The organism is Paenibacillus sp. OT2-17 (assembly GCF_009827695.1).
GTDB classification, from domain to species: Bacteria; Bacillota; Bacilli; order Paenibacillales; family Paenibacillaceae; genus Paenibacillus; species Paenibacillus polymyxa_B.
In genome coordinates, this window is sequence record NZ_WUDQ01000007.1 from 14,934 (window position 1) to 37,000 (window position 22,067).

The 22,067-nt window shown below is 47.7% G+C and carries 18 protein-coding genes, 1 pseudogene and 2 riboswitches; of the genes and pseudogenes, 10 read left to right on the forward strand and 9 right to left on the reverse strand.

Features of this window, described 5'->3' with window-relative positions; all coding sequences use genetic code 11:
- Window positions 1-28: 28 nt before the first annotated feature.
- Both sdaAA and sdaAB read right to left on the reverse strand, forming a co-directional pair.
- On the reverse strand, window positions 29-928 hold the full coding sequence (sdaAA, locus tag GRP75_RS03775) for an L-serine ammonia-lyase, iron-sulfur-dependent, subunit alpha (protein WP_013308429.1): 900 nt from the start codon (window positions 926-928) through the stop codon (window positions 29-31).
- On the reverse strand, window positions 918-1,607 hold the full coding sequence (sdaAB, locus tag GRP75_RS03780; protein WP_013308430.1) for an L-serine ammonia-lyase, iron-sulfur-dependent subunit beta: 690 nt from the start codon (window positions 1,605-1,607) through the stop codon (window positions 918-920). Before sdaAB ends, sdaAA begins: the two co-directional genes overlap by 11 nt.
- A 211-nt stretch (window positions 1,608-1,818) precedes the next feature.
- A riboswitch (glycine riboswitch) is annotated at window positions 1,819-1,934 on the reverse strand.
- Window positions 1,935-2,148: 214 nt separating this feature from the next.
- On the opposite strand from sdaAB, the gene GRP75_RS03785 reads away from it, so the two are divergent.
- From GRP75_RS03785 to GRP75_RS03815, 8 genes and pseudogenes are all read left to right on the forward strand, one after another.
- Window positions 2,149-3,738 (forward strand): DUF6359 domain-containing protein, encoded by a 1,590-nt coding sequence (locus GRP75_RS03785; RefSeq protein ID WP_160788634.1) that lies wholly within the window; start codon window positions 2,149-2,151, stop codon window positions 3,736-3,738.
- A 325-nt stretch (window positions 3,739-4,063) separates the two neighbouring features.
- Window positions 4,064-5,095, forward strand: a complete 1,032-nt coding sequence (locus GRP75_RS03790; protein ID WP_160788635.1) for an ABC transporter ATP-binding protein — start codon at window positions 4,064-4,066, stop codon at window positions 5,093-5,095.
- Window positions 5,073-5,999 (forward strand): ABC transporter ATP-binding protein, encoded by a 927-nt coding sequence (locus GRP75_RS03795; protein WP_028541233.1) that lies wholly within the window; start codon window positions 5,073-5,075, stop codon window positions 5,997-5,999. Before GRP75_RS03790 ends, GRP75_RS03795 begins: the two co-directional genes overlap by 23 nt.
- Window positions 6,000-6,012: 13 nt before the next feature.
- Window positions 6,013-6,981 (forward strand): oligopeptide ABC transporter permease, encoded by a 969-nt coding sequence (gene opp4B / locus GRP75_RS03800; protein WP_104497429.1) that lies wholly within the window; start codon window positions 6,013-6,015, stop codon window positions 6,979-6,981.
- 28 nt (window positions 6,982-7,009) lie between these two features.
- Window positions 7,010-7,918, forward strand: a complete 909-nt coding sequence (locus GRP75_RS03805) for an ABC transporter permease (RefSeq protein WP_160788636.1) — start codon at window positions 7,010-7,012, stop codon at window positions 7,916-7,918.
- A gap of 42 nt (window positions 7,919-7,960) precedes the next feature.
- Window positions 7,961-9,781 carry an oligopeptide ABC transporter substrate-binding protein gene (gene opp4A, locus GRP75_RS03810; protein ID WP_160788637.1) on the forward strand — a complete coding sequence of 607 codons (1,821 nt, stop codon included), beginning with the start codon at window positions 7,961-7,963 and terminating at the stop codon, window positions 9,779-9,781.
- A gap of 160 nt (window positions 9,782-9,941) precedes the next feature.
- A pseudogene (locus GRP75_RS29480) lies at window positions 9,942-10,022 on the forward strand (LysR family transcriptional regulator); the annotation flags it as partial.
- Between the two features lie 6 nt (window positions 10,023-10,028).
- On the forward strand, window positions 10,029-10,784 hold the full coding sequence (locus tag GRP75_RS03815; protein WP_237448913.1) for a LysR family transcriptional regulator substrate-binding protein: 756 nt from the start codon (window positions 10,029-10,031) through the stop codon (window positions 10,782-10,784).
- 27 nt (window positions 10,785-10,811) lie between these two features.
- On the opposite strand, the gene GRP75_RS03820 is transcribed toward GRP75_RS03815, so the two are convergent.
- The 4 genes from GRP75_RS03820 to GRP75_RS03835 all read right to left on the reverse strand — a co-directional run bounded on the left by GRP75_RS03820 (window position 10,812) and on the right by GRP75_RS03835 (window position 13,817).
- Complete coding sequence (locus tag GRP75_RS03820; protein ID WP_023986680.1) at window positions 10,812-11,462, reverse strand: amino acid ABC transporter permease; 651 nt, start codon at window positions 11,460-11,462, stop codon at window positions 10,812-10,814.
- Between the two features lie 14 nt (window positions 11,463-11,476).
- Window positions 11,477-12,136 (reverse strand): amino acid ABC transporter permease, encoded by a 660-nt coding sequence (locus tag GRP75_RS03825; protein ID WP_023986681.1) that lies wholly within the window; start codon window positions 12,134-12,136, stop codon window positions 11,477-11,479.
- Window positions 12,137-12,207: 71 nt separating this feature from the next.
- Window positions 12,208-13,038, reverse strand: coding sequence for a transporter substrate-binding domain-containing protein (locus GRP75_RS03830; RefSeq protein WP_160788638.1), 831 nt, complete (start codon window positions 13,036-13,038; stop codon window positions 12,208-12,210).
- A 41-nt stretch (window positions 13,039-13,079) separates the two neighbouring features.
- Window positions 13,080-13,817: an amino acid ABC transporter ATP-binding protein gene (locus tag GRP75_RS03835; protein ID WP_028541228.1), complete on the reverse strand. Its 738-nt coding sequence runs from the start codon at window positions 13,815-13,817 to the stop codon at window positions 13,080-13,082.
- A gap of 327 nt (window positions 13,818-14,144) precedes the next feature.
- Between GRP75_RS03835 and GRP75_RS03840 the strand changes: the two genes are divergently transcribed.
- Entirely contained in the window at window positions 14,145-14,612 is a 468-nt protein-coding gene (locus GRP75_RS03840) for a cupin domain-containing protein (RefSeq protein ID WP_013308442.1), read from the forward strand.
- 89 nt (window positions 14,613-14,701) lie between these two features.
- Here GRP75_RS03840 and GRP75_RS03845 read toward each other — a convergent pair whose 3' ends face one another.
- From GRP75_RS03845 to GRP75_RS03855, 3 genes are all read right to left on the reverse strand, one after another.
- Window positions 14,702-15,367, reverse strand: coding sequence for a class D sortase (locus tag GRP75_RS03845; protein WP_160788639.1), 666 nt, complete (start codon window positions 15,365-15,367; stop codon window positions 14,702-14,704).
- Between the two features lie 116 nt (window positions 15,368-15,483).
- The gene (locus tag GRP75_RS03850; protein WP_160788640.1) at window positions 15,484-18,993 is read right to left on the reverse strand and encodes a collagen binding domain-containing protein; all 3,510 of its coding nucleotides are present in this window, start codon (window positions 18,991-18,993) and stop codon (window positions 15,484-15,486) included.
- Between the two features lie 192 nt (window positions 18,994-19,185).
- Window positions 19,186-19,266: riboswitch (cyclic di-GMP riboswitch) on the reverse strand.
- Between the two features lie 50 nt (window positions 19,267-19,316).
- Entirely contained in the window at window positions 19,317-20,198 is an 882-nt protein-coding gene (locus GRP75_RS03855; protein WP_028541226.1) for an AraC family transcriptional regulator, read from the reverse strand.
- Between the two features lie 593 nt (window positions 20,199-20,791).
- Between GRP75_RS03855 and GRP75_RS03860 the strand changes: the two genes are divergently transcribed.
- The gene (locus tag GRP75_RS03860; RefSeq protein WP_068941032.1) at window positions 20,792-22,048 is read left to right on the forward strand and encodes a DUF445 domain-containing protein; all 1,257 of its coding nucleotides are present in this window, start codon (window positions 20,792-20,794) and stop codon (window positions 22,046-22,048) included.
- Window positions 22,049-22,067: the final 19 nt, after the last annotated feature.

Sequence of the window (22,067 nt, forward strand, 5' to 3'; positions counted from 1 at the left end):
TTTATTTTAAGGAGGCACCGCTTATAAATTATGACTTATCCTTCTTGGTCGGTGTGTTGCGTGTAAGTGATTCGGTCAAACGCTTGCCAGTCGGCGTCTGGGCCAAGCCGCCTTTGGCGGTCTCGCGGTGCTTCGACGGCATCGCACTGCCGACTTCAAGCATCACGTCAATGACTTCGTCAGACGGAATAGCGCTGCGCACACCCGCCAAAGCCATGTCCGCTGCGGCAAGCGCAGTCACGGCTCCCAGCCCGTTGCGCACGATGCACGGAATCTCCACGAGTCCGGCGACGGGGTCGCAAATCAGGCCGAGCGTGTTCTTAAGAGCGAGGCCCACGGCGTGGACAGCCTGTTCAGGCGTACCACCACGCAGCTCGACCATAGCGCCAGCAGCCATCCCGATAGCTGAACCAATCTCAGCCTGACAGCCTCCCTCCGCGCCAGAAATGAAGGAGTTGTTGGCGATCACGTAGCCAATGGCTCCAGCGGCGAACAGGCCGTTCACCATATGCTCATCATCCCAGCCGAACCGCTCCTGCGCACTGATGAACACACCAGGGATAACCCCACATGAGCCTGCGGTAGGCGTGGCGACAATACGACCCATGGATGCATTTACCTCCGACACAGAGAGGGCATAAGCCATGGCGAGCGCGGAGGCATCGCCGGAGCAGGTTTCCCCTGACCGCAGATACTCGGCTAGGCGCTTGCCGTCACCGCCCGTCAATCCACTGCGGGATACGGTGTCTTGTGTCTGACCGCGATGAACGGCTTCCTTCATGACTTCATAATAATCAGACATTTGGCGAAAGATTTCTTCCTCCGTTGTATTCGTCTCTTGTACCTGCTCTTGAATCATCAAGCGGCCAATTGTGGTGGATTCTTCAGCGCATAAAGCGCTGATTTCATGCAGATGGCTAAACCGCATCGGATTCAGCTCCTTTTTTCAAATTAATCATCTTAATTTCATACATATGAGGTAAAGAACGCAGTTCCGCAATCAGTTCAGCTGGAGCAGAACTGTCCGTTTCAATGGCGGTGAGTGCTTCACCATCCCGGCCTTTGCGATCTACGTGCATATAGGCAATGTTAATGTGGGCCGCGCCCAGCGCTGAAGTTATCGCGCCCAATGTACCGGGCTTATCCGAGTGGAGAAGCACCAGCGTAGGCAGCTCCCCAGTCAGATTGACCCGGAATTCGTTGAGCTGCTGGACATGGATGCTGCCGCCGCCGATGGAGGAGCCCAGCAGTGTGCGCTGATCCTCGCCCTTCCACAGCTCGAAACGGACGGTGTTCGGATGAGGCGCGGGGAGTCCGCTGACGGCGAATTCCACGGCCATCCCGGCTTGCTCTGCCCATTGCTCGGCATCCGGAATCCGGTGATCGTCCGTATCGTAATTAAGCAGCCCTGCGATGAGCGCCAGGTCTGTACCGTGTCCTTTATACGTGTCGGCAAAGGAGCCGTACAGCGTCATGCGGGCACGGTCAGGCTGCGTCCCGAGCCAGTGCCGGGCAACGCGTGCGAGCCGCACCGCGCCTGCGGTGTGTGAACTGGAAGGTCCGGTCATGGCCGGACCGATAATAGAAAATACATCTTTGAAACGCATGGTGTGGCCCCCTGTATGTTCTAATACCATACTATATGGTATTTCCGCGTCTTTGCGCGGTTATGACGGTTCCTAATGCTGACGCACAATGTGAGCACAAAAAAGGACAGGATAAGGAAGTTTCCCTTATCTCTGTCCTCGTTACCTGAGAGTTTCGTGCGGTGTTCTTACCGCCTTACCCCTTGGGTGGCTTGCGCTCTCTCCAGAGTTGCGTCAGATGACGATACATGGACCTGAGAGATTATCCGCCAGCCGGGTGCTGACGCCTTGCTCCTTCGGTGCCGCCAGAGTGTAGGCTCCCTGGACAGACTCTCCCGTCATCTTCATTCGCGTATACCGTTCTACATGTCTTTCTTAGCGTAATGTATGCCGTGCTCGGTGTCAATCACAGGTTTAATTTTTACATAAACAGGTGCGTTTCCAATAAAAAAGATTAAAATTTACATAATTATGGATGAAACCAGGAAGGAATTAGAAGATTGGCGGCTAATCTGATAAAGGACAAGTATATTTATGGAAATCATAGGAGGGATATTGACGTATGGTAAAAGGCTTGCGATTCACAGGTTCACGCTTAAAAGGGATGTTGCATCTAGCAGCGATCGTATCACTGCTGATCGGGATCTTCGTTCCATTCGGTCAGGTCAAGGCAGAGGGAGCATTGACAGTAGCCGAAGCACTTCAAGGCCAAAGCAGTGGAGGTACGGTGACGGTGGAAGGCTACATCGTCGGACATGCTACCGGATCGAAAACGGCTAACTTTTCTTCTCCGTTCGCGAATGATTTTAACGTACTGATTGCCGATCAGGCAAATGAACGTAATACGTCTAATCTATTGGATGTACAGCTGACTTCAGCGTACAGAGGGCAATTTGGGCTGTCAGGCCATCCTGAGCTGATCGGCAGCAAAATTCGTGTGACGGGTACACTCGGCGCCTACAATAATTTTGGTGGAGTGAAAAGTCCAAGCGATGTTGAACTGGTGAGCGGAAGCGATCCGGGGGAACCAGGTGAACCTGGCAACCCGGGTCAACCCGGTACTACATTGCCGGATGGAAAAGGCAAAAAGGTGCTGTTCGATAATACGCATGCACAGACCGCTGGCGCAGCAGATTGGGTCATTGAAGGCGCCTTCTCCGACTTTGCCAATGGACTGCGTAATGTAGGCTTTACGGTAGACCAATTGAATCGTCCCATTCCTTTCACTTATGGAGAGCAGGCTATAACATATGACAAGCTGCGCCAATATGATGTGTTCATTATTGGTGAAGCGAATGTTGCCTTTAAGGCATCCGAGCAGGCTGCCCTGCTGCAATACGTGAATAACGGGGGAAGCGTTTTCTTCATCTCCGATCATTATAATGCGGACCGTAACAAAAACCGTTGGGATTCCTCCGAGGTTATGAATGGCTACCGTCGTGGAGCCTATACTAATCCGGCCAAGGGCATGACTGCAGAAGAAGCTGCATCACCGGCGATGCAAGGATTAACAAGCTCCGATTGGTTGGCGGCCAACTTTGGCGTTCGTTTCCGTTACAATGCGCTGGGTGATGTGAATGCTACCGACATTGTAGCCGCAGATCAATCTTTCGGCATTACCAAGGGTGTGCGCTCGATTGCAATGCATGCAGGATCTACGCTGGCTATTATTGATCCTACCAAGGCTAAAGGCATTGCTTATATCCCTTCAGGCACGAAAAAATGGGGTAATGCGGTAGACCAGGGAGTTTATAACGGCGGGGGCCGTGCGGAAGGACCTTATGCCGCTATCTCCAAGGTAGGTCAAGGCAAGGCAGCGTTCATCGGTGATTCTTCCCCTGTAGAAGATGCTACACCGAAATATGTGCGTGAGGAAAACGGACAGTCGAAGAAGACATATGATGGTTTTAAAGAAGTGGATGATTCCACCTTCCTGGTGCAAACGGTTCAATGGCTTGCATGGAAGCAGGACTACACGAAATTGTCTGATGTGGCAGGTTTGACTCTGGATCAGCCAACGAAGCTTCTACCATTTGAGGAGCCTGCGGCTTCCACAGAACCGCAGCCTGAGCCTTGGTCTGCTCCAGCAGCAGGCTACAAATGGTACGATCCTAGAACGTTCAAGTCTGGCTCCTATGGAGCGGCTTCATAATTATCGCCAGAAGCTCAATGTGAGCTGGTATTAGTTAGTCGTTTGATCCCTGCAGAGGGATCAGGCGACTTTTTTTGTGATGAAAATTAACCTGTGGTTGGTTATTTCATTACATTTTGTTCCAGAAAGGCCGCGCTACTGCTGGATCATTGATTTTTTAAATGATGTTGATAGCATAATCTTAATTGATATATCCATATACTGGTGATAGGATGTATTCAAATTATTCCGACAAAAACGGTATGTAATGTTCATGAGAGGTTTTAAACATCAAACATGGTGAGAATAAGCGGGACAAGACCATGGAGAATGGAGGAAGCGCGCATTGAATACCGAACCCGTGTTGGAAATTAAAGGATTATCCGTCTCTTTTCGCATCAAGGATCAATATCACCCCGCAGTCGACCATCTGGATCTGACGGTCAACCCCAATGAAGTGCTGGCTGTAGTCGGAGAATCTGGCTGTGGCAAAAGCGCGCTGGCGCTTTCTATCCCGCAACTGCATGACATGGAACGCACACGTGTAGAGGGAGAGGTCCTTTTTAAAGGCACGGACCTGAACCGTCTTTCTTCAGGGCAAATGAATAAAATCCGCGGAGCGGGCATTGGCATGATTTTTCAGGACCCGCTGACAGCACTCAACCCGTTGATGAGCATTGGCAAGCAGATTGAGGAAAATCTTGATTATCATACGTCACTATCTACGAAGCAAAAAAGGGAACGTGTGCTGGAGCTGCTGGAAAGTGTAGATATACCGAATCCTGTGCGTGTGTATGATCAGTATCCGCATGAACTGTCAGGAGGGATGCGGCAGCGTGTGATGATCGCGATTGCCATAGCTTGCCGACCTTCTCTTATTATTGCAGATGAGCCGACGACTGCGCTCGATGTAACGATCCAATCGCAAATTCTCGACTTGCTCAAACAGCTTCAACAGGAGAGTGGGAGCGGAATTATCTTGATTACGCATGATCTTGGTGTTGTGGCAGAAGTAGCCGACCGTGTGGTGGTCATGTATGCCGGAGAAATCGTGGAGAGCGCTGATGTTTTTGAATTATTCAGGCATCCACAGCATCCGTACACGCGTTCTTTGCTTGCTTCCATGCCGGGAGCGCATACCAAGGGGGAATCACTGCATGTCATCGGCGGCATTGTTCCCTCATTACAAGATATCCCCCGCAATAGCTGTCGCTTTGCCCCGCGTATTCCCTGGATTCAGCAGGGAGTGCATGAAGACCATCCCCAACTAAATGAAATTTCCCCTGGACATTGGGTCCGTTGTACATGTTACCAGCATTTTCATTTTGAAGACGAGGCAAAGGGGGAAGCTGCTCATGGCACTACTGGAGTTAAATGATTTGAGGGTCCACTATCCGGTGCGCGGTGGTTTCTTCCAGCGTGTTATCGATCAGGTGAAAGCAGTGGATGGCGTGTCGATCAGCATTGAGGCAGGCCAGACATACGGGCTGGTGGGAGAATCCGGCTGTGGAAAAACGACGACAGGCAGGACGATCATCGGTCTAAATAAGCTGACGAGCGGACGGATTCTTTTTAAGGGAAAGGACCTTGCGGCTCTGAGCCGTAACAACCGTCATCCGCTGCGTAGAGACATTCAGATGATTTTTCAGGACCCCTACTCTTCGCTCAACCCGCGCAAGCGCGTATTGGATGTCATTGCTGAACCGCTGCGAAATTTTGAAAGGCTGAGCAGTGAGGAGGAACGGAGGAAAGTACAGACGTTGCTGGAAAAGGTCGGCTTGAACGCCGATGCAGCCTACAAATATCCGCATGAATTTTCCGGGGGGCAACGGCAACGGATCGGGATCGCGCGTGCGCTGACATTAAACCCCAAGCTGATCATTGCTGATGAGCCGGTGTCGGCACTGGACGTTTCCGTGCAGGCACAGGTGCTGAATTTTATGAAGGATGTGCAACGGGAATTTAATTTGACGTATTTGTTCATCAGTCATGACTTGGGTATTATCCGCCATATGTGCGACCAAATCGGTATTATGTATCGAGGCCGTCTAGTGGAGCAGGGGAGCGAGCAAGACATTTATGAGCGTCCACAGCATCTGTATACCCAGCGCCTCATTGCAACCATTCCCAATATTGATCCTACAAAACGGCTGGAAAATGCCCAAAAAAGGCGAATGCTTTTATCCTCCTACAAAACAGAGCTGCCCAAACATCTAGACGTGAGTGGAAAGCCGTTTGCACTAAAATCAGTAAGTCCATCCCATCAAGTCGCGCTACCATAAGGGGGGTACAGAAATGTGGAAATTTACACTGCGTCGGCTGCTGGTTATGATCCCTCAACTTTTTGCACTGAGCGTGCTTATATTTTTCCTTGCTAAGGCTATGCCGGGGGATGCCCTGACGGGACTTATTACTTCGACACCCAATCTGAATCCGGCCGCACTGGAAGAACAGCGACAAAGACTGGGACTGAATGACCCGGTGTGGGTGCAGTATGGGAACTGGCTCGTCCAGCTTGCTCACGGGGATCTGGGCAAATCTTATGTACATAAAATTAGCGTTACCGATCTGATTGGCAGCCGTCTGGGGAACACGTTTTTCCTGGGCGTAGTAATTCTGGTTCTGACGTATCTGATCGCCATTCCGCTCGGCGTACTCAGCGGTCGTTATCAGCATAGTCTGCTGGACAAAACCGTAGTGGGCTATACCTATCTCAGCTTTGCGACACCTCTATTTATACTCGCGTTGTTGCTGCTGTACGTATTCGGATTCAGGCTCGGCTGGTTTCCAACCAGCGGCAGTGTGGATGTAGGCGTGGAGCCGGGGACATGGTCATATTACGTGAACAAGTCGTATCATCTCATTTTACCAGCGGTTACAGGCGCATTGCTCAGTACAACGGCTACGATTCAGTATTTGCGCAATGAGGTCATTGACACACGACTGAAGGATTTTGTGAAAACAGCGCGTTCCAAAGGGGTGCCCGAAGGTAAAATTTATTCCCGCCATATTTTCAAAAACTCTCTATTGCCGATTGCTGCCTTTTTGGGCTATGACCTGACGGGAGTAATTGCAGGCAACATTTTCCTTGAATCTATTTTTGGATACCCGGGGTTGGGCCAACTATTTCTCCAGTCCATCACTCAACGGGATTTTTCAGTCGTGAACGCGTTGGTCATGATTTCCGGATTCTTGGCGCTATTAGGAACCCTTTTATCTGATGTCATCCTAAGCAAAGTCGATCCCCGCATTCGAATCGAATAGCGAACAAGTCTAGAGAAAAGGAGGGATTATGGTGTCTATTCAGGTGGAGGAGGTCTTCACGCCGGAAATCATTCGTAAATCACCATCCAGTTGGTCTGTACTGCGTCGTGAGCTGGTGCGTGACAAAACGGCCTTGGTTTCCATTGGCTTTGTAATTCTGTTCTTGATCTTTATATATGCCTCTGTCCTGTTTGTAAATCAGGATGTAGTCACGACGGTGGATTTGGGCGCAATCCGTGAAGCTCCCGGCTCAGTGCATTGGCTGGGCACAGATCGAGCGGGCAGGGATATTTTCGGCCAGCTGGTCATTGGAGCCCGCAATTCCTTCACCATTGGCTTTACGATTACATTGTTATCCGCCGCTATTGGCTTAACGTTAGGTTTGCTGGCTGGTTTTTATGGGGGACTGGTCGATAACATCATCATGCGGATCATTGATTTTATTCTGGTACTTCCATTTCTGATGTTGGTCATCGTATTTGTCAGCATTGTACCCAAAAGCGGCATAGGGTCCTTTATTTTCATTATGACTGCCTTTTTATGGATTGGAAAAGCACGTCTGATCCGGGCCAAGGTGTTGTCGGAGCGCGAACTGGATTATGTGCAGGCTTCCAAAACCCTTGGCACACCCAATTGGAAAATCATCTGGTTTGGCGTGCTGCCTAATCTTAGCTCGGTCGTGATCGTCAATCTGACCCTCAGCCTCGCGGGAAATATCGGGATTGAGACCGGGCTTTCTTATCTCGGTTTTGGCTTACCGGAATCTACTCCAAGCTTGGGTACACTGGTGAGTTATGCGAATGACCCGGATGTTTTGCAGAATAGCTGGTGGATGTGGTTGCCTGCCTCACTGCTTATTTTGGTGCTAATGCTGGCGATTAACTTTATTGGCCAGGCGCTCAAACGCGCCACGGATGCCAGACAACGATTGGGTTAACTGAAGTTCAAGGATAAGGACAATGACAAGGAGGGATTTACAATGGTTAAACACTGGAAAAAAGGAATTCTGCCTGTTCTATCTGCAATTTTGGTGCTTTCTCTGGCCGCATGCAGCGGTTCGCCTTCCGCTTCGAATGGAGGGAAATCGTCTGACGGTACAGGCGGCACAGGGTCCGACAGCAAGCAGGTGAATGCCACAGCGCTGGAGAAGGCGATCAAGAACGATAAGGCCCCGTTTAAGGGTGGCATCATCAATTATGCACTCGTGTCTGATACCCCTTTTGAAGGTATTCTGAATCCTGTATTTTATGAAGGCAATCCTGATTTTGAAGTCTTCCAGTTTTTCTACCCTTCTATGTTTTCGATTGACTCCAATCTAAATATTGACAATAAAGGAGCGGCGACGATTTCCTTTTCCCCAGACAATAAGGCGGTGACTGTAAAAATTGATCCCAAACTGAACTGGACGGATGGTAATCCCGTAACGGCAGAGGACTATGCTTTTTCCTATGAAGTGATCGGTCATAAAGACTACGAAGGTCCGCGTTATGATAGCTTTATGACCAACATTGTGGGCATGGAGGATTATCACGCGGGTAAGGCCAAAACCATTTCTGGCGTCAAGGTGCTGAATGAGAAAGAGGTTACCATTCACTTCAAGGAACCTAATCCTTCGGTGAAATCGGGACTTTGGTCTACACCACTGGAGAAAAAGGTATTTCAGAATATCCCCGTGAAAGATATGGCCGGATCTGATCCTGTCCGTAAAAATCCGATTGGCTATGGACCGTTCAAAATTAAATCAATGGTCACAGGTGAATCTGTGGAATTCGTCAAAAATGAAGATTATTTCCACGGTGAGCCCAAGTTGGATGGTCTTCATCTGAAGGTGGTGAACCCGAATGTCATTACCGAGGCGCTGAAAAGTGGAGAAGTCGATTGGGCCAGCTATCCAACCACCCGTTACAATGAGGCCAGCAATCCGAAAAATGTACAGTTTCTCGGTCAGGAGGAATTATCTTATAGCTATGTGGGCTTTAAGATGGGCAAATTCGATCAGGCCAAGAATCTAAATATCATGGACCCGAACGCCAAGCTGGCGAACAAGTCATTGCGTCAGGCCCTCGGCTATGCGCTGAATAATGAGCAGGTCGGCAAGCAGCTCTATCATGGACTTCGGATTCCAGCAACATCCCTGATTCCGCCTGCCTTTAAGGGATATCATGATATAAATGCAAAGGGCATCGCGTATGACCCGGACAAGGCGAAAAAGCTGCTGGACGAGGCAGGCTATGTGGACACCAATGGAGATGGATACCGTGAGGACCCTAAGGGCAAGGAACTGGTTCTCCATTATGCGGCAATGAGCGGAGATGCGACAGCTGAATCGCTGGCAAAGTTTTATTTGCAAAACTGGAAGGATGTCGGACTTCATGTCGAGCTGGTGGACGGTCGTCTGCTTGAGTTCAATTCTTTCTATGATCGTGTGCAAAAGGATGACCCCGGCATTGATATTTTTGGCGGTGCGTGGAGTACGGGTTCAGATATAGACCCTAGTGGACTGTATGGACGCGGAGCCAGCTTTAACTATTCGCGTTTTACAAGTGAAGAGAATGATAAGCTGTTGCGGGAAGGGGTGTCTGTGAAAGCCTTTGACGACAATTATCGTAGAGATATATACAATCAGTGGCAGGCGTATATGAGCGAGGAGGCGCCAATCGTGCCGACGTTATTCCGTTACTCGTTGGAGGCAGTGAATAATCGGGTAGCCAATTACGATATTACCCGTGGCAAGGAGTATGATGCAGACACATTTGCGAATATTATGTTGACTGCGGAAAAAGCCGAAGTTGCCCAATAATCTAAAAAAGCGCAACAACCTGAAGAAGAAGCGCGAACCGGATTGATCCGATTTTGCGCTTCTTTTGACCTTTTAATGCAATCATTCTGGGGATTCTCGAAGGGAGAGAAGGAAGACGGAAATACGTCAGCTTCAATACTTCATTGCCGTATGCGAGGAACTGCATTTTACGAAAGCTTCGGAAAAGATCGGAATCTCCCAACCCACGCTTAGCTTGCAAATTAAGGCGTTGGAAGAGGAATTGGGCATGACGCTTTTTGACCGTGCAGGCAAGAAAATAAAAATGACAGATGCCGGGAAATTGTTGCTGCAACACAGTGCACATGCGCTCAAGGATTTACAGCAAGCGAAGGCTTCCATTGAGGAGTTGCGCACCGAGCAACGCGGGAGTTTGCGGATTGGTATCGCATTACCGGAGCTGGAGGAACCATTGCAAGAAATGCTTATCCATTTTCATCAGTCATTTCCTAAAGTCAACCTGCACATCCATCCATCATTTGATGTAACAGAACAGCTGCTGGATAACCGAGTGGATGTTGGCATTACGCTGCATTCGGGTACGGATGAAAGGCTTGTCCAGCTTCCTCTTCGTACGGAGAACTACTGTCTTGTTGTTCCGGTAGAGCATGTGTTTTCCAACCGTACTTCCATTACGCTGGACGAATTGAGGCATGTACCCTGGGCGATGCAGCCAGAGTGTCATCCCGGCAGGAAACTGATTGAGAAGTGCGTCCGTGATCGCGGGTATCCCTTTGCAACCGTCTTGGAGACAAATTCCATACCTTCAATCCTGCGCTGGGTACAGGAGGGACTTGCCGTAACCCTACAGACGGAGTCCCTTGCGGCAGAATTGGATCGCTCACAATTTTGCACTGTACCTATTTTGTGCGGCGTGCTCCAGGGTCAGCTAGAGTTGATTTATCAGTCTGGCCGTTATCAGGGAGAAGCGTTGAAGCGATTGATTGAAAAGATACAAGCTGTACTAACAGTGCGTTCCAACTAGTGGCAACCCTGATGAGTATCAGGAGCTTTAATGTGTACGAACTTCCAGCCTGCGTGCAATCAGTGACATACTGTAATTGACAGCAAAGTACAGGAAAGCTGCGAACAGCAGGGCTGGAATGACAAAAGATTGATTTTGCCCACCGACAATCTGAATGTTATGCGTCAGCTCCGGCAAACTGATAATGACAGCCAGTGAGGTATCCTTGAATAGGGAAATGAACTGGCTGACCATCGGGGGCACCATGCGACGAAGCGCTTGGGGCAGAATGATATGCCATAAGGTTTGAGAATAGCTTAAACCGGAGGAACGTGCGGCTTCCACCTGTCCTTTATGGACCGAATTCAGACCGCTGCGCACAATCTCGGCGATCATGGCTCCCTCGAAGATCGACAGGCCTGTAATGGCTGCCCACTTGAGGGAAATCGAAATTCCGATGGATGGTAAAACCATGCCGATGAAGAAAATAATGAGCAATAATGGAAGATTGCGAATGAGATCAATGATAAAGGCTGCAACCTGTGAAATAACAGGTAAGCGGGTATAGCGCAGAATGCCGAATAAGATACCAAGAACGAAGCTGAACACGATAGAGTAAATAGCAACCTCCAGTGTGAGCAGGAAGCCCTCCAGTATAAAACGCACATTAGGCCACACAAACAATCCACCGAAATCCATACGGGCTTCCCTCCTTAGGATGTTTTGGACAGACGCCGTTCCATATAAAGTACAAGAAAGCTAAGCGGAACCGTCAAGATAAGATACAACAGCGCCGTGATGGCGTAGACTGTGATGGGCAGGAAGGTGTCCGAGTTAATGAGGTCCGAGTAATACATTAGGTCCAGTCCAGCCACAATAGCCAGCACGGAAGAGTTTTTGACGAGATTAATGAATTGGTTGCCGATCGCAGGCAGTACAATTTTGATGGCTTGCGGTAAAATAATGCTGATCATCGTCTGGTTGTAACTCAACCCGGAGGACCTTGCCGCTTCAAATTGCCCCTTGGGCACAGATTGAATGCCGGCACGTATGGCTTCAGCAATAAAGGAGGCTGTGTATACAGTCAATCCGAGCGTTCCAGATACGAATCCGTCCAAAGGGATGCCCAAAGTAGGAAGTCCGAGATAAAAAAACAGTACGACGATCAGCAATGGGATATTGCGGATGACCTCTACATAGACGGTACCGATCCAGTTCAGCCATTTAAAAGGCGCAATTCGGAGGATGGCAATAATAGCCCCTAGAATAAAGCTTCCGATCAAGGCAATGACACTAGCTTGAACGGTATGAAGCAAGCCTTCTCTGAAACGGTCGCTATGATCGAAAAGTACGTTGATATCAAAAGTAAGCATCTGCGAATTTACCTCCTTATCCAGACTTAAGAAAGGAAGGAGCACGCAATTGCGGCTCCTTCACAAGAATACTATTCGGGTTTAACCCCAAGCCATTGCTCGTGGAGCTTATCGTATTCACCGTTGCTTTTCAGTTCCTTGAGCGTATCATTAATAGCTTGTAGCAGTTCGGTTTGCCCCTTCTTCACTGCAATGCCGTAAGGTTCCTCTGTGAAGTTCCCGCCTACAAGAGTATAATTCGGGTCTTGCTGCTGCATGCCGAGCAGAATAGAGTTATCCGTAGTCAAGGCTTCTCCTTTACCTGCTTTGAGGGCGTTGAAAGCATCCTGATAGTTTTCGAATTCCAATATCGTTGCTTCAGGTGCTTTTTCACGGATATTTTTGGCGGAAGTAGAGCCCTTCACGGCGAGCACCTTGGTATTCGGGGTCAGAGACTCCAGCCCGGTGATGGGGCTCCCTTTTTTCACAAGCAGAGATTGCCCGGCGTTAAAATAGACGTCGCTGAAATCAACCTGCTTTTTACGTTCATCCGAAATGGTCATCGTCGCGATAATGGCGTCGATGTCCCCGTTTTGCAATAAGGTGATTCGTGTTTTGGACGTGACTTCTTTTAGTTCAAGCTTGGTTTCATCGCCAAAAATATGTTTGGCTACAGCCTTAGCGATGTCGATATCAAAGCCCTCTACTTTTCCGCTAGCCGGGTCTTTCAGTCCGAACAGCTTGGTATCGTATTTCACACCAACGACCAGTTTGCCACGCTGTTTGATCGCTTCCAGCCCGTTGGCTGCTGCCGGCTCATTCCCCGACGTTGCCGCTCCTTCTTTGCCTCCACAGCCTGCCAAGACGAGCAGACAAGATAAAGCTACCAGCACCAAAGTACTCCATTGAAATCTTTTTCTCATCAGAACATTCCCCTTTCGATTTACGCTACATTGGTAGTCTATTAATGATGAATCAGACGGCTCAGGAACAGGCGAGCCCGTTCTTCACCCGGATTCTGAAAAAATTCGACAGGTTGGCTGTCTTCCAAAATTTGTCCTTTGTCCATAAAAATCACGCGGTCCGCCACTTCACGTGCAAAGCCCATTTCATGAGTGACAATGACCATTGTGATGCCCTGATGGGCGAGCGAGCGCATAACATCCAGTACCTCTCCGATCGTTTCGGGATCAAGTGCTGAAGTAGGCTCGTCAAACAACATAATTTTTGGATTCATCGCGAGCCCGCGGGCGATCGCGACCCGCTGCTGCTGTCCACCGGACAATTGGGCGGGGTAGCTCTGTGCCTTTTCTTCGATTCCGACGCGCTTTAGATAGGTGATGGCTGTTTGAGTAGCTTCTTCTTTCGAGATGCCCAGTACCTTCATAGGTGCCAGTACAATGTTTTCAATCACCTTTTTGTGGGGATACAGATTGAAATGTTGGAACACCATCCCGATATTGCGGCGGAAGGCATTAATATCAATCTTTTTGTCATGTACAGGGATCTCGTTAACGATCAGCTCCCCATCCGATATCGTTTCCAGACGATTGATGCAGCGAAGCAGGGTGCTTTTACCCGAGCCGGAGGGACCGATGATTACGACGACCTCGCCCTCCTTAATCTGAAGATTAATGTCTTTGAGTACATGGAAGTGACCGTAATGCTTGTTGACGTTGCGAAACTGGATCAGAGAGCTCACCCCTTTTTAGGCTTGGATACATAGCTTAGTAGACGGATTGACATGATCAAGCTCTATTAGAATTTAAAAATTTCTCTCATGATACTATAAGCTTACAATAAAAAACAAGATTTTATGTCACTAAACTTTACGTGTAATGTATTTTGGTGTGTTTTTTGCTAGTAAACTGTTATTTATATGTTGAAAACGAATAAATATCCGTAATTTTATGTTATTAAATTTGACATAAACTATTGATCCTCGACATGCCAAGGGAGAAACGTGACAAAAGCAACGCTATGTTTTACAGTAGGGAAGAAGGAATTTAGGGTAAAGGAAGGTTAGACAATGACGAAAGCTATTTCACCGCTAGTAACGGCATTGGGCATGGAGCCCCATCCAGAAGGCGGCTGGTACAAAGAGATGTGGAAGGCCCATTTCCAAATTCCGAAGCCTGTACTGCCGGATGTGTATTCCGGTCCGCGCTTTGCAGCTTCGTCTACGTATTTCTTGCTGCATCCGGGTGAGTTCTCCGAGTGGCATGTGGTCCATTCTGATGAGCTGTGGTTATATCATAGCGGAAGCCCTGTAGAGTTGAAATTGGGTGGAAGTGGAGAAGAGCCTGGTGAAGAAACTGTGATTATCGTCGGTGCGGATGTGGAGGCAGGACAGCATCCACAAGCACTCGTTCCAGGAGCAGTATGGCAAACGGCACGTCCGCTTGGGGATGAGCCCGTGCTGGTAACCTGTGTGGTTGCACCAGGATTCCACTTTGATGATTTCAAGCTGATTGCCAAGAATCCAACTGAATCATGATGTGAGCATTGGCGGGTGTATTTCTGTAATGAACAGGAATGGCCCGCCTGATTTATGTTTACTCATAGAAATAGGGCTTTAAAATAGCTTTAGGTGCTTAGTTTCGCCTGAACAATGAGACGATGGGTGGGGTTTACGAGAGGGGCACATGTAATCAGTGTAAGTAGCTTTTGTTTTTTGAAGCTTTTCAGAACAGACACGTCCGTAGGATCAACCACCTTCAGGCTATAAACGCTATATACATATTGGTTACCCCGAGTGTTAACAACAATCTTATCCCCGATCTTCAATTCATTTAGACGATTAAATAAACGTCCAGAGGTACGGGCTCGATGAGCAGCAATGGCGGCATTCCCCGCTTGTCCCAGCGTCCCCGTTTCCGGCATATGTACAGCCGCGTGTCTCATATTTATCCTCGTTGCGCCTTCCAATACAGGGAGCTTTAAAGCAATACGACTTATACTAATAGTGGCTATGGGAGTTTGTTCATTAGCGCTTACCATGGGAGCAGGGGATGGGGAAGTATTTTGTCGTGCTTCACTAACCGGAACTTCTGTAAGACCAGTGGACAAGCGAGCATAGCTGTCTGTAAGACTGGGGGGCCACAGCGCGTCGCTTTTTCCAGATGGTAGCTCTGCTGCTTTTAATAGCTTGCTTTGTTCCTGATCCTCATTCCATTCTGTCGCTTTAGGAAACAAAATAAAAAGTAAGCCTAACACAATAAATACGTAGGAAAGTTTACGCAGACTCAGCAATCTCGCCTCCCCTAAGCAATGTACGGATTATACATATTTTTTTGAAAAATGCCCCATTCCCGACTCATTCCAATCGGGAATGGAATGAGCCGGGAGATCAGGGCAGGTGATCGGTTTTATTTTTTGTTTGTTCGTCTGAATTTCAAAAATACGCCCCACATAACCATCGCTATGCCTGTCAAATAGAACGGAACGGGGCTGCTTTCACCTGTTTGGGGCAATTGATGTACCGCAGGTGTATCCTCCGGCTCTTCAGGTTCTTTTCCCGGAACCTTGAGACGGATCTTAGGTTCGGGATCGTCTTTCGAATCCAGCGGAGGAGGAGGATCTTGATGAGGTATGACGGCTGGCGGCTCCGGCGGTATAGGCGCAGGTTCCTCCTGTGGAGGGAGTATGTCCTCCGGAGACTTTGGCAATGACGGAGGAACGGTTATAGACGGAGTATCGGGTATTTCTGGATCTTTGTCATGTTTTTTACCTGAGCCTCCGGACGGGGGTGAAGGATCTGGATGAGTAGGCGTTCCTGGTTCGTTTTTCTTTTCTTTACGATTGGTGATCACAACCCTCTTTACACCAGAGCTTTGTCGCAGTGTTGCGTCTATTTTGATCTCGAGCTTGCCCTCGGTGATTTTATAGCCCTCCGGTGCTGCCAATTCTTCCAAGATATAATCGTCATGAAGCAAGGAGGAAAAGATGATTTTGCCTTCCGCATTGGTGGTCTGAATGAGCGGGGCTCTTTTTTGACCTTTATCATAGAGCGCAAACTGTGCGCCAGGCAGTACCTTGTCAGGCATATCCTGATCTACCTTGGTCAGCTCAAGACTTTCGGTCACACCCCCGCCAGAACCAGAGCCGGAAGACGTTCGTACGATGATTTCCTGGCTGGTTTCTCGCATCTCTGTCGTCAAGCGATCCCCCTCAAAGGCAACCTTATTACTCACCTTGGCTTTGTCTTCAGCATGAATGAACGATTGGTATTCAAGTATAAAAGCAGTGGAAATATCCTTGGCAAAAGTAACTTCAAAAGTTTGCTGGCCTTGAGCGTCTGTCTTGATATACAGCTTGTAATCTTGGTTTCTAATCAACTCGGTGCCTTTGGTGGTATTTCCGTTGGCAGCGATGATTGTAGAGTACAAATGAAAGGAATCCTCAATTAGGATTTGATTGTTGCTAGGCTGATCTATAATTTTAGCGTTGGATACATGGGACTGTCCTTCATTGATGCGGATGCTCCAATCGATCTTATTTCCATTTTGTGTACCGACTTTAGATACATATTCTCCGCCATGAGGTACCGCGACTTGCGCTGCCCATTCGGAGACTGTTTTTTGTCCATCCAGTAGAAGGGCTTGATTGTGAATTTCCTTTTCAATCAGTTCTCCTTCCAATGAAGTTTGAAAGGTAATCCAGTAGGGAGTCTGTATCTGCTCCTTGAACTGGATACGCAATTCATTACCATTTTGCTCGGAGGGAGGAATAATGGTGTATTGATCTGCCGGGATTTCAGCCCCTTTTTGTACGCCATCCCACCATCCCAGCAAGGTCATATCGTATACTTTTACGGAGGCGGGCAGTAACTTCTGACCTTGCAACAAGGGGTCTCTCACTTCCGCGTGATTCAGAATCTTGCGATTGTAGTTAGCTTTAATGTCCCAGGTAATGAGCTTGGAGGTTGCATTATAGCTTCCTTGCTTGGCACCGTTTCGTTGTGTCATAAAGTCCGGCCAGATCGGGCACTCCACTCCTTGCGATGATCTTTCTCCGTCTTCAAACTGGTATTCTATATGGGATTTATTACGAAACTCGGGCTTCGTCGTATCCGTTTTCCAGTCATTATTATAGGTGGTTGAATACTTGATTGTATAAGCCTTCTGAATGGCTTTATGAAAAATGAGCGTAAATCCTTGTTTATAGTCCTGTGATAGCGGAACCAGCTCATAATCCGTGGGCGCACGTAGCTCCGTTGTTCCGTCAACACTTTGAATTTTCAGGGTGTCCGGTAACAAAGCCAAGCCCCCGTTTGGAAACACATCCTGAATGACAATATTTTTCATGATGTACAAGTCTGTATTGATGGTAATCACCCAAGGTATGATTTTGGTGTTGTAATTGGGTGTGTCATACATTTTAGTCATAACTCCGCTTATGATTTCCGTCGATACAATCTTCTGCGTTCCATCCGAGGTTATGATGTTTATAACTTTTCCATTATCATAGACACGGCCTCTGGCTTGAGTCTGGTATCGGATGGTATAGGCTGAATCTACGTCGAAGTTGAATTGAAGTTTGAAGCCGTTGCGGTCCGGATAATCAACTGGGATGACAGTATACGCCCACGATGGGAGCTCCTCCAGTGTGTTTCCCTTAAATACTTTCAAAGAACCGGGCAGCAATTCTTGAGTTTTATTGAAATGATCAATTAAAAGAGCTTTGGCTTCGGGGATTTTTGTCTCGCTAAAGTTATATCTTATGGCCCACGAGAGTGTTTGTGTGGCATGATCATATTTTTCAACCTTTTTGGACAAAAATTCACCACGTTCCACCTGAACAGTAGCGGTAGCAACAACGTTCTCTATCGCATCTCCTGAAAGCGTTGCTGTGTTGGAGAAACGAGTTTTATCGCCAATAATACGCGTGGAATATTGAATCTGATAGGCCGTGTTAATGCTATCGTCTTGAAAACGAATCACAAACCCTGTCCCGGCTTGATCTGCTTCAATGGCATATTCACTTGCATTCACTAGGTCTCGAACAACGGTCGAGCCGTCGATATTGACTTGTAGATGATAGAGCCGGATAGAGTCTCTTCTGAGTTCCAGCCCTGAAGGAATTGGATCGGTGATGAGGGCATGCTTTACGGTGTTTAGTTGTTTGTTCACATCAATGGTCCAGTCGATCTGATTGGTGCCCTCTATTTTCCCTTGTTTGCTTAGGGTTGGTCCTGACTGGGGTTTTACATTCACGATGACCGTTTGTACCCCGCCTTTGATCGGAATCGCAATGATGATCTCTGTACTGCCTTTCACCGTTTCTTTCGTAAACTCGGTTTTAACTTGTAGTTTGCCGCTGACATTGGAGTGATTCTCTACATATTGGTTAAAGGTCATGATCACCTTGCCCTGACGATCTACTGTGAAGTATCCCACGGTTCCGTCGGTAGTGACTAACGGAGATGAGATATCAGTGTAGATGACAAACTGTTCTGGTAAATGAAAGATGAAGGTGTCCCCTGATTTATAGGTATTGTCAGGAAGCTCCCATTCATAGCCTAGTTGGATGGCTGATCCGATGTCGAATTGGCTGTCTGGACTATATACCGCATCAATGACACGCCCTGCTTCGTCTGTCAGGCTCAACTTCGTTAATATGCTCTGCGGAGCTGCATCATGTTGAGACTTTGAACTGACTGCTCCTTGAACGAAGGGGACCGTGTTTGAAGGAATCTCCCCAGGAGGTTCAAGGTTTGGGACAACGTATACAGCATCTGTAACGGTAGGTGTAGGATCAGATACAGCACTCTGCGGCAGTTCTGGGGCTGGAGCATCTGCGTAAGCCAGCGTTGCGCTGAAAAAGCTTTGGACAATGAGCAATAAGGCAATGATCATTACATTTATTTTTGTTCTCATGCTCCAAGTGATTCTCCTATTCATCGTAATATGGCAATGCTTCGTTCGAAATAGTATATTCAGCATGCTAGGCAGACATGACTATCCCAATAGAAAAAAAGCCCTGATCATAGCGATCAGGGCTTTCTTCGAGAGAGGCATAGCAATTTGTGATGGATCTATGTAAAAAAGACATAATAAAAAGCTCGTTCATCTGGTAGCTGGCTGCCATCCGGATAGGAAGGCCCTATAGTTTTGCGTCACTGCCTTTCGACAGTTTTGCCATTAACTTGAATAGCTTGTGCGTCTATCATCTATCAAACTGATTTCATGTAACCTCTCATTTACAACTTGGAACGGTTCCCCCATTTTTTGCGGAAGGAATGAGGTGTTTCTCCTACATGCTCCTTGAATAGGTTAATAAAATGGCTCGTATTGGGAATCCCTACGTACCTTGCGATATCCACAATGGACATGTCACTGGTTTTAAGCCAGCTTTGAGCGGCTGTGATACGGACATTAATGAGATAATCAATCGGAGAGAAACCGATCTGCTTTTTGAAATTTTTAGCCAGATTAAACTTGTTTAATTCAAACATGTCTGCCAGCGAGTCCAGTGTTATTCGCTCACAGTAGGACTGATCCAAATATTGTTGTACCCGGCGTACTTCGCTGAGGGTTTCAGCATTCACATGCGGATGATCATAGGGATGTTGCAAAATGCACATTAGTATTTCACCAATGAGCCTGGACGTTAGCAGCTCAGCGGAAAGACTTCTGTCAGACTGCCCGCAAATCAGAGCATGGAGCTTATCCAATATAATATGCGGATTATGCATGGAAATGACCGGTTTATTATGCTTGGCAAATTGTTCGTAAAAATTTTCGATCAGGTTGCCATACAGGTACAGGCTGATATACTCCCAGGATTCATGACCGGAGGTGCTGTATTGAACATATTCCTCGCAATTAATAAAGAACAAATCTTGAGGTTTTATGATATATTTCTTGCCCCGGTACAGTAATTCTCCCTTACCAGACAACGTAAAGACAAGCAAAAAAGAGGCAAGTTCTTTCCTTTCCATCGTAAAAGCAGAAGTTTTTTGGAAGTAGCCTAATTCCTGGATATATAAAAGGGATTGCTTGGCAAAAGCGGAGGGAGTGCGTACAATTACGACCGGATCGCCATTCCAGAGGCCCACGTTGTTTTTTTGGTCTGTTGTCATATTCAATTCCTTTACAAAAAAGCAATTTTATCTAGCATATCTTGGTTTGATTTACCAATATATAATGGCTGATTAAACATGATTTCCTATTTATAAAAGTTTATTTTATCACAACAAATATGTCTATATATCAAATTATGTGTGTGAGCTTTATGGGAGTCTCGCTTTTTATGGATATTTAATCTGATAATCCATATGAAAAAGTCGAATGCTGTTGAAAGAATCTGGGGTTATCATGGATTCAAATCCTTTCTGAGGTCAAATACCAAAATGGTACTGAAAAAAGGTATCTTATGCCCATTCAACTTTCTTGTTCACTTCTCCTTTCGGTTTAAAAAAATTGGGACTTGGTTTTGTTAAAATGGTTCGTAAGGCTTATTATTGAAAATAAGAGTTTGGGCCCAGTACTGTGATTTTGTTCACAAACATGAATGTAAAAAAGAGAGATATATGCATAAAAAATTACGCAAAAAGTGCCCTTGCGCGTTTCATCAAAAGTGCTTTCAACTTTGGAAATGACACGGGCAATGATATGATGGGTAATACAGGTATAGTGCTTTACTTACTCGACAGTCAGTTTGGAGGATTACAGGATGGGAAAACCAAAAAGTACGAAAACCGCAGCGGCTTGGTCGCTCGTTATTCTAGGGGCAGGCTTTGCAGCCACATTGCCCTTCCAGCAATATGGCTGGGCTCGTTTATTAGCCGGAGCTTTTGAGGCAGGACTTGTAGGGGGACTGGCAGACTGGTTCGCTGTCACTGCTTTGTTCCGTCATCCGCTAGGCATTCCGATACCACATACGGCGCTGCTTCCTAAAAATAGGGACAAGCTCACGAATGCATTGGTGAGTACCGTGGAAAATAACCTGCTAAACAAAGACAGCATTGCGTCTAAAATTGCAGATATTCGTTTGGCCGATTTGGTACTGGGCGGTGTGGAAAAAGGAATGCGCACGCCGGAGGCGGCGGCATCCATAGATGTTCTTGCCAAGCGTCTCGTCCAGTCGCTCCCGCTCGCGGAATTGGCTCCGGTCATCGTGGCAGAGCTCAAGCGGCAGGTGACTGACTTTGACACCGGACCGCTGCTGGAGGCGCTTGCTCGTCAAACCAGCGAGAAGGGCTATGATCGCCGCGCACTGGATTACACGCTGGAGCAAGCCGAGTCCTGGCTTTTGCGACCCGAAACGGGTTATACGCTGGGCACCTTAGGGATGCAGGCTGTTAGCGGTTTGCAGGTGAGCGGGCTGATGCAGTTTGCCTTGAACGCATTCCTCGGCTATCTGAACGAAGAGCGTATGGGTGAAATGATTCGTCATTTCCTGCTGGATCAGGTAGCAGAACTGCAAAGGGAAGAGCACCCGCGCCGCCAGGCCGTGCTGGATGGTCTGAGAACACAGGTGACCCGATTGGCGACGAAAGATACGGTTCAGGAAGGGTTGAACGGCTGGAAGGATAGCCTTGTTGAAGCCTGGGAAGGCGATGCGTCAGTGCTGGGCAAAATGGAAGAACTGCGTATACGCTTATTGGACTACATGGAAGACGGAAGCTATGTGCAGACCTATATTTTACCGCTATTGGATCGGATGCTGACTGATTTAAGAGGGAATACCGAGCTGCTGGACAAGATCAATGTGCGAATTGTGGAAGGTATTACTGGACTGGTGGAAGCCAACCATAGTCGAATTGGTAACTTGGTACGCGAAAATGTAGACAAAATGGATAACAAATCCCTGATTGCACTGATGGAGGACAAACTGGGACAGGATTTGCAGTGGATACGTATTAACGGCGCAGTTACAGGCTTCCTGATCGGCATTGTGCTGACAGGTATCCGTATGCTAATCCAATAGACCAGAAAAAGCTACAGAT

Bases quoted from the DNA above. Each gene is read 5' to 3' on its own strand.
- sdaAA (WP_013308429.1), bottom strand. From the start codon at position 928: ATGCGGTTTAGCCATCTGCATGAAATCAGCGCTTTATGCGCTGAAGAA.
- sdaAB (WP_013308430.1), bottom strand. From the start codon at position 1,607: ATGCGTTTCAAAGATGTATTTTCTATTATCGGTCCGGCCATGACCGGA.
- GRP75_RS03785 (WP_160788634.1), top strand. From the start codon at position 2,149: ATGGTAAAAGGCTTGCGATTCACAGGTTCACGCTTAAAAGGGATGTTG.
- GRP75_RS03795 (WP_028541233.1), top strand. From the start codon at position 5,073: ATGGCACTACTGGAGTTAAATGATTTGAGGGTCCACTATCCGGTGCGC.
- opp4B (WP_104497429.1), top strand. From the start codon at position 6,013: ATGTGGAAATTTACACTGCGTCGGCTGCTGGTTATGATCCCTCAACTT.
- GRP75_RS03805 (WP_160788636.1), top strand. From the start codon at position 7,010: ATGGTGTCTATTCAGGTGGAGGAGGTCTTCACGCCGGAAATCATTCGT.
- opp4A (WP_160788637.1), top strand. From the start codon at position 7,961: ATGGTTAAACACTGGAAAAAAGGAATTCTGCCTGTTCTATCTGCAATT.
- GRP75_RS03815 (WP_237448913.1), top strand. From the start codon at position 10,029: ATGACGCTTTTTGACCGTGCAGGCAAGAAAATAAAAATGACAGATGCC.
- GRP75_RS03820 (WP_023986680.1), bottom strand. From the start codon at position 11,462: ATGGATTTCGGTGGATTGTTTGTGTGGCCTAATGTGCGTTTTATACTG.
- GRP75_RS03825 (WP_023986681.1), bottom strand. From the start codon at position 12,136: ATGCTTACTTTTGATATCAACGTACTTTTCGATCATAGCGACCGTTTC.
- GRP75_RS03830 (WP_160788638.1), bottom strand. From the start codon at position 13,038: ATGAGAAAAAGATTTCAATGGAGTACTTTGGTGCTGGTAGCTTTATCT.
- GRP75_RS03840 (WP_013308442.1), top strand. From the start codon at position 14,145: ATGACGAAAGCTATTTCACCGCTAGTAACGGCATTGGGCATGGAGCCC.
- GRP75_RS03850 (WP_160788640.1), bottom strand. From the start codon at position 18,993: ATGAGAACAAAAATAAATGTAATGATCATTGCCTTATTGCTCATTGTC.
- GRP75_RS03855 (WP_028541226.1), bottom strand. From the start codon at position 20,198: ATGACAACAGACCAAAAAAACAACGTGGGCCTCTGGAATGGCGATCCG.
- GRP75_RS03860 (WP_068941032.1), top strand. From the start codon at position 20,792: ATGGGAAAACCAAAAAGTACGAAAACCGCAGCGGCTTGGTCGCTCGTT.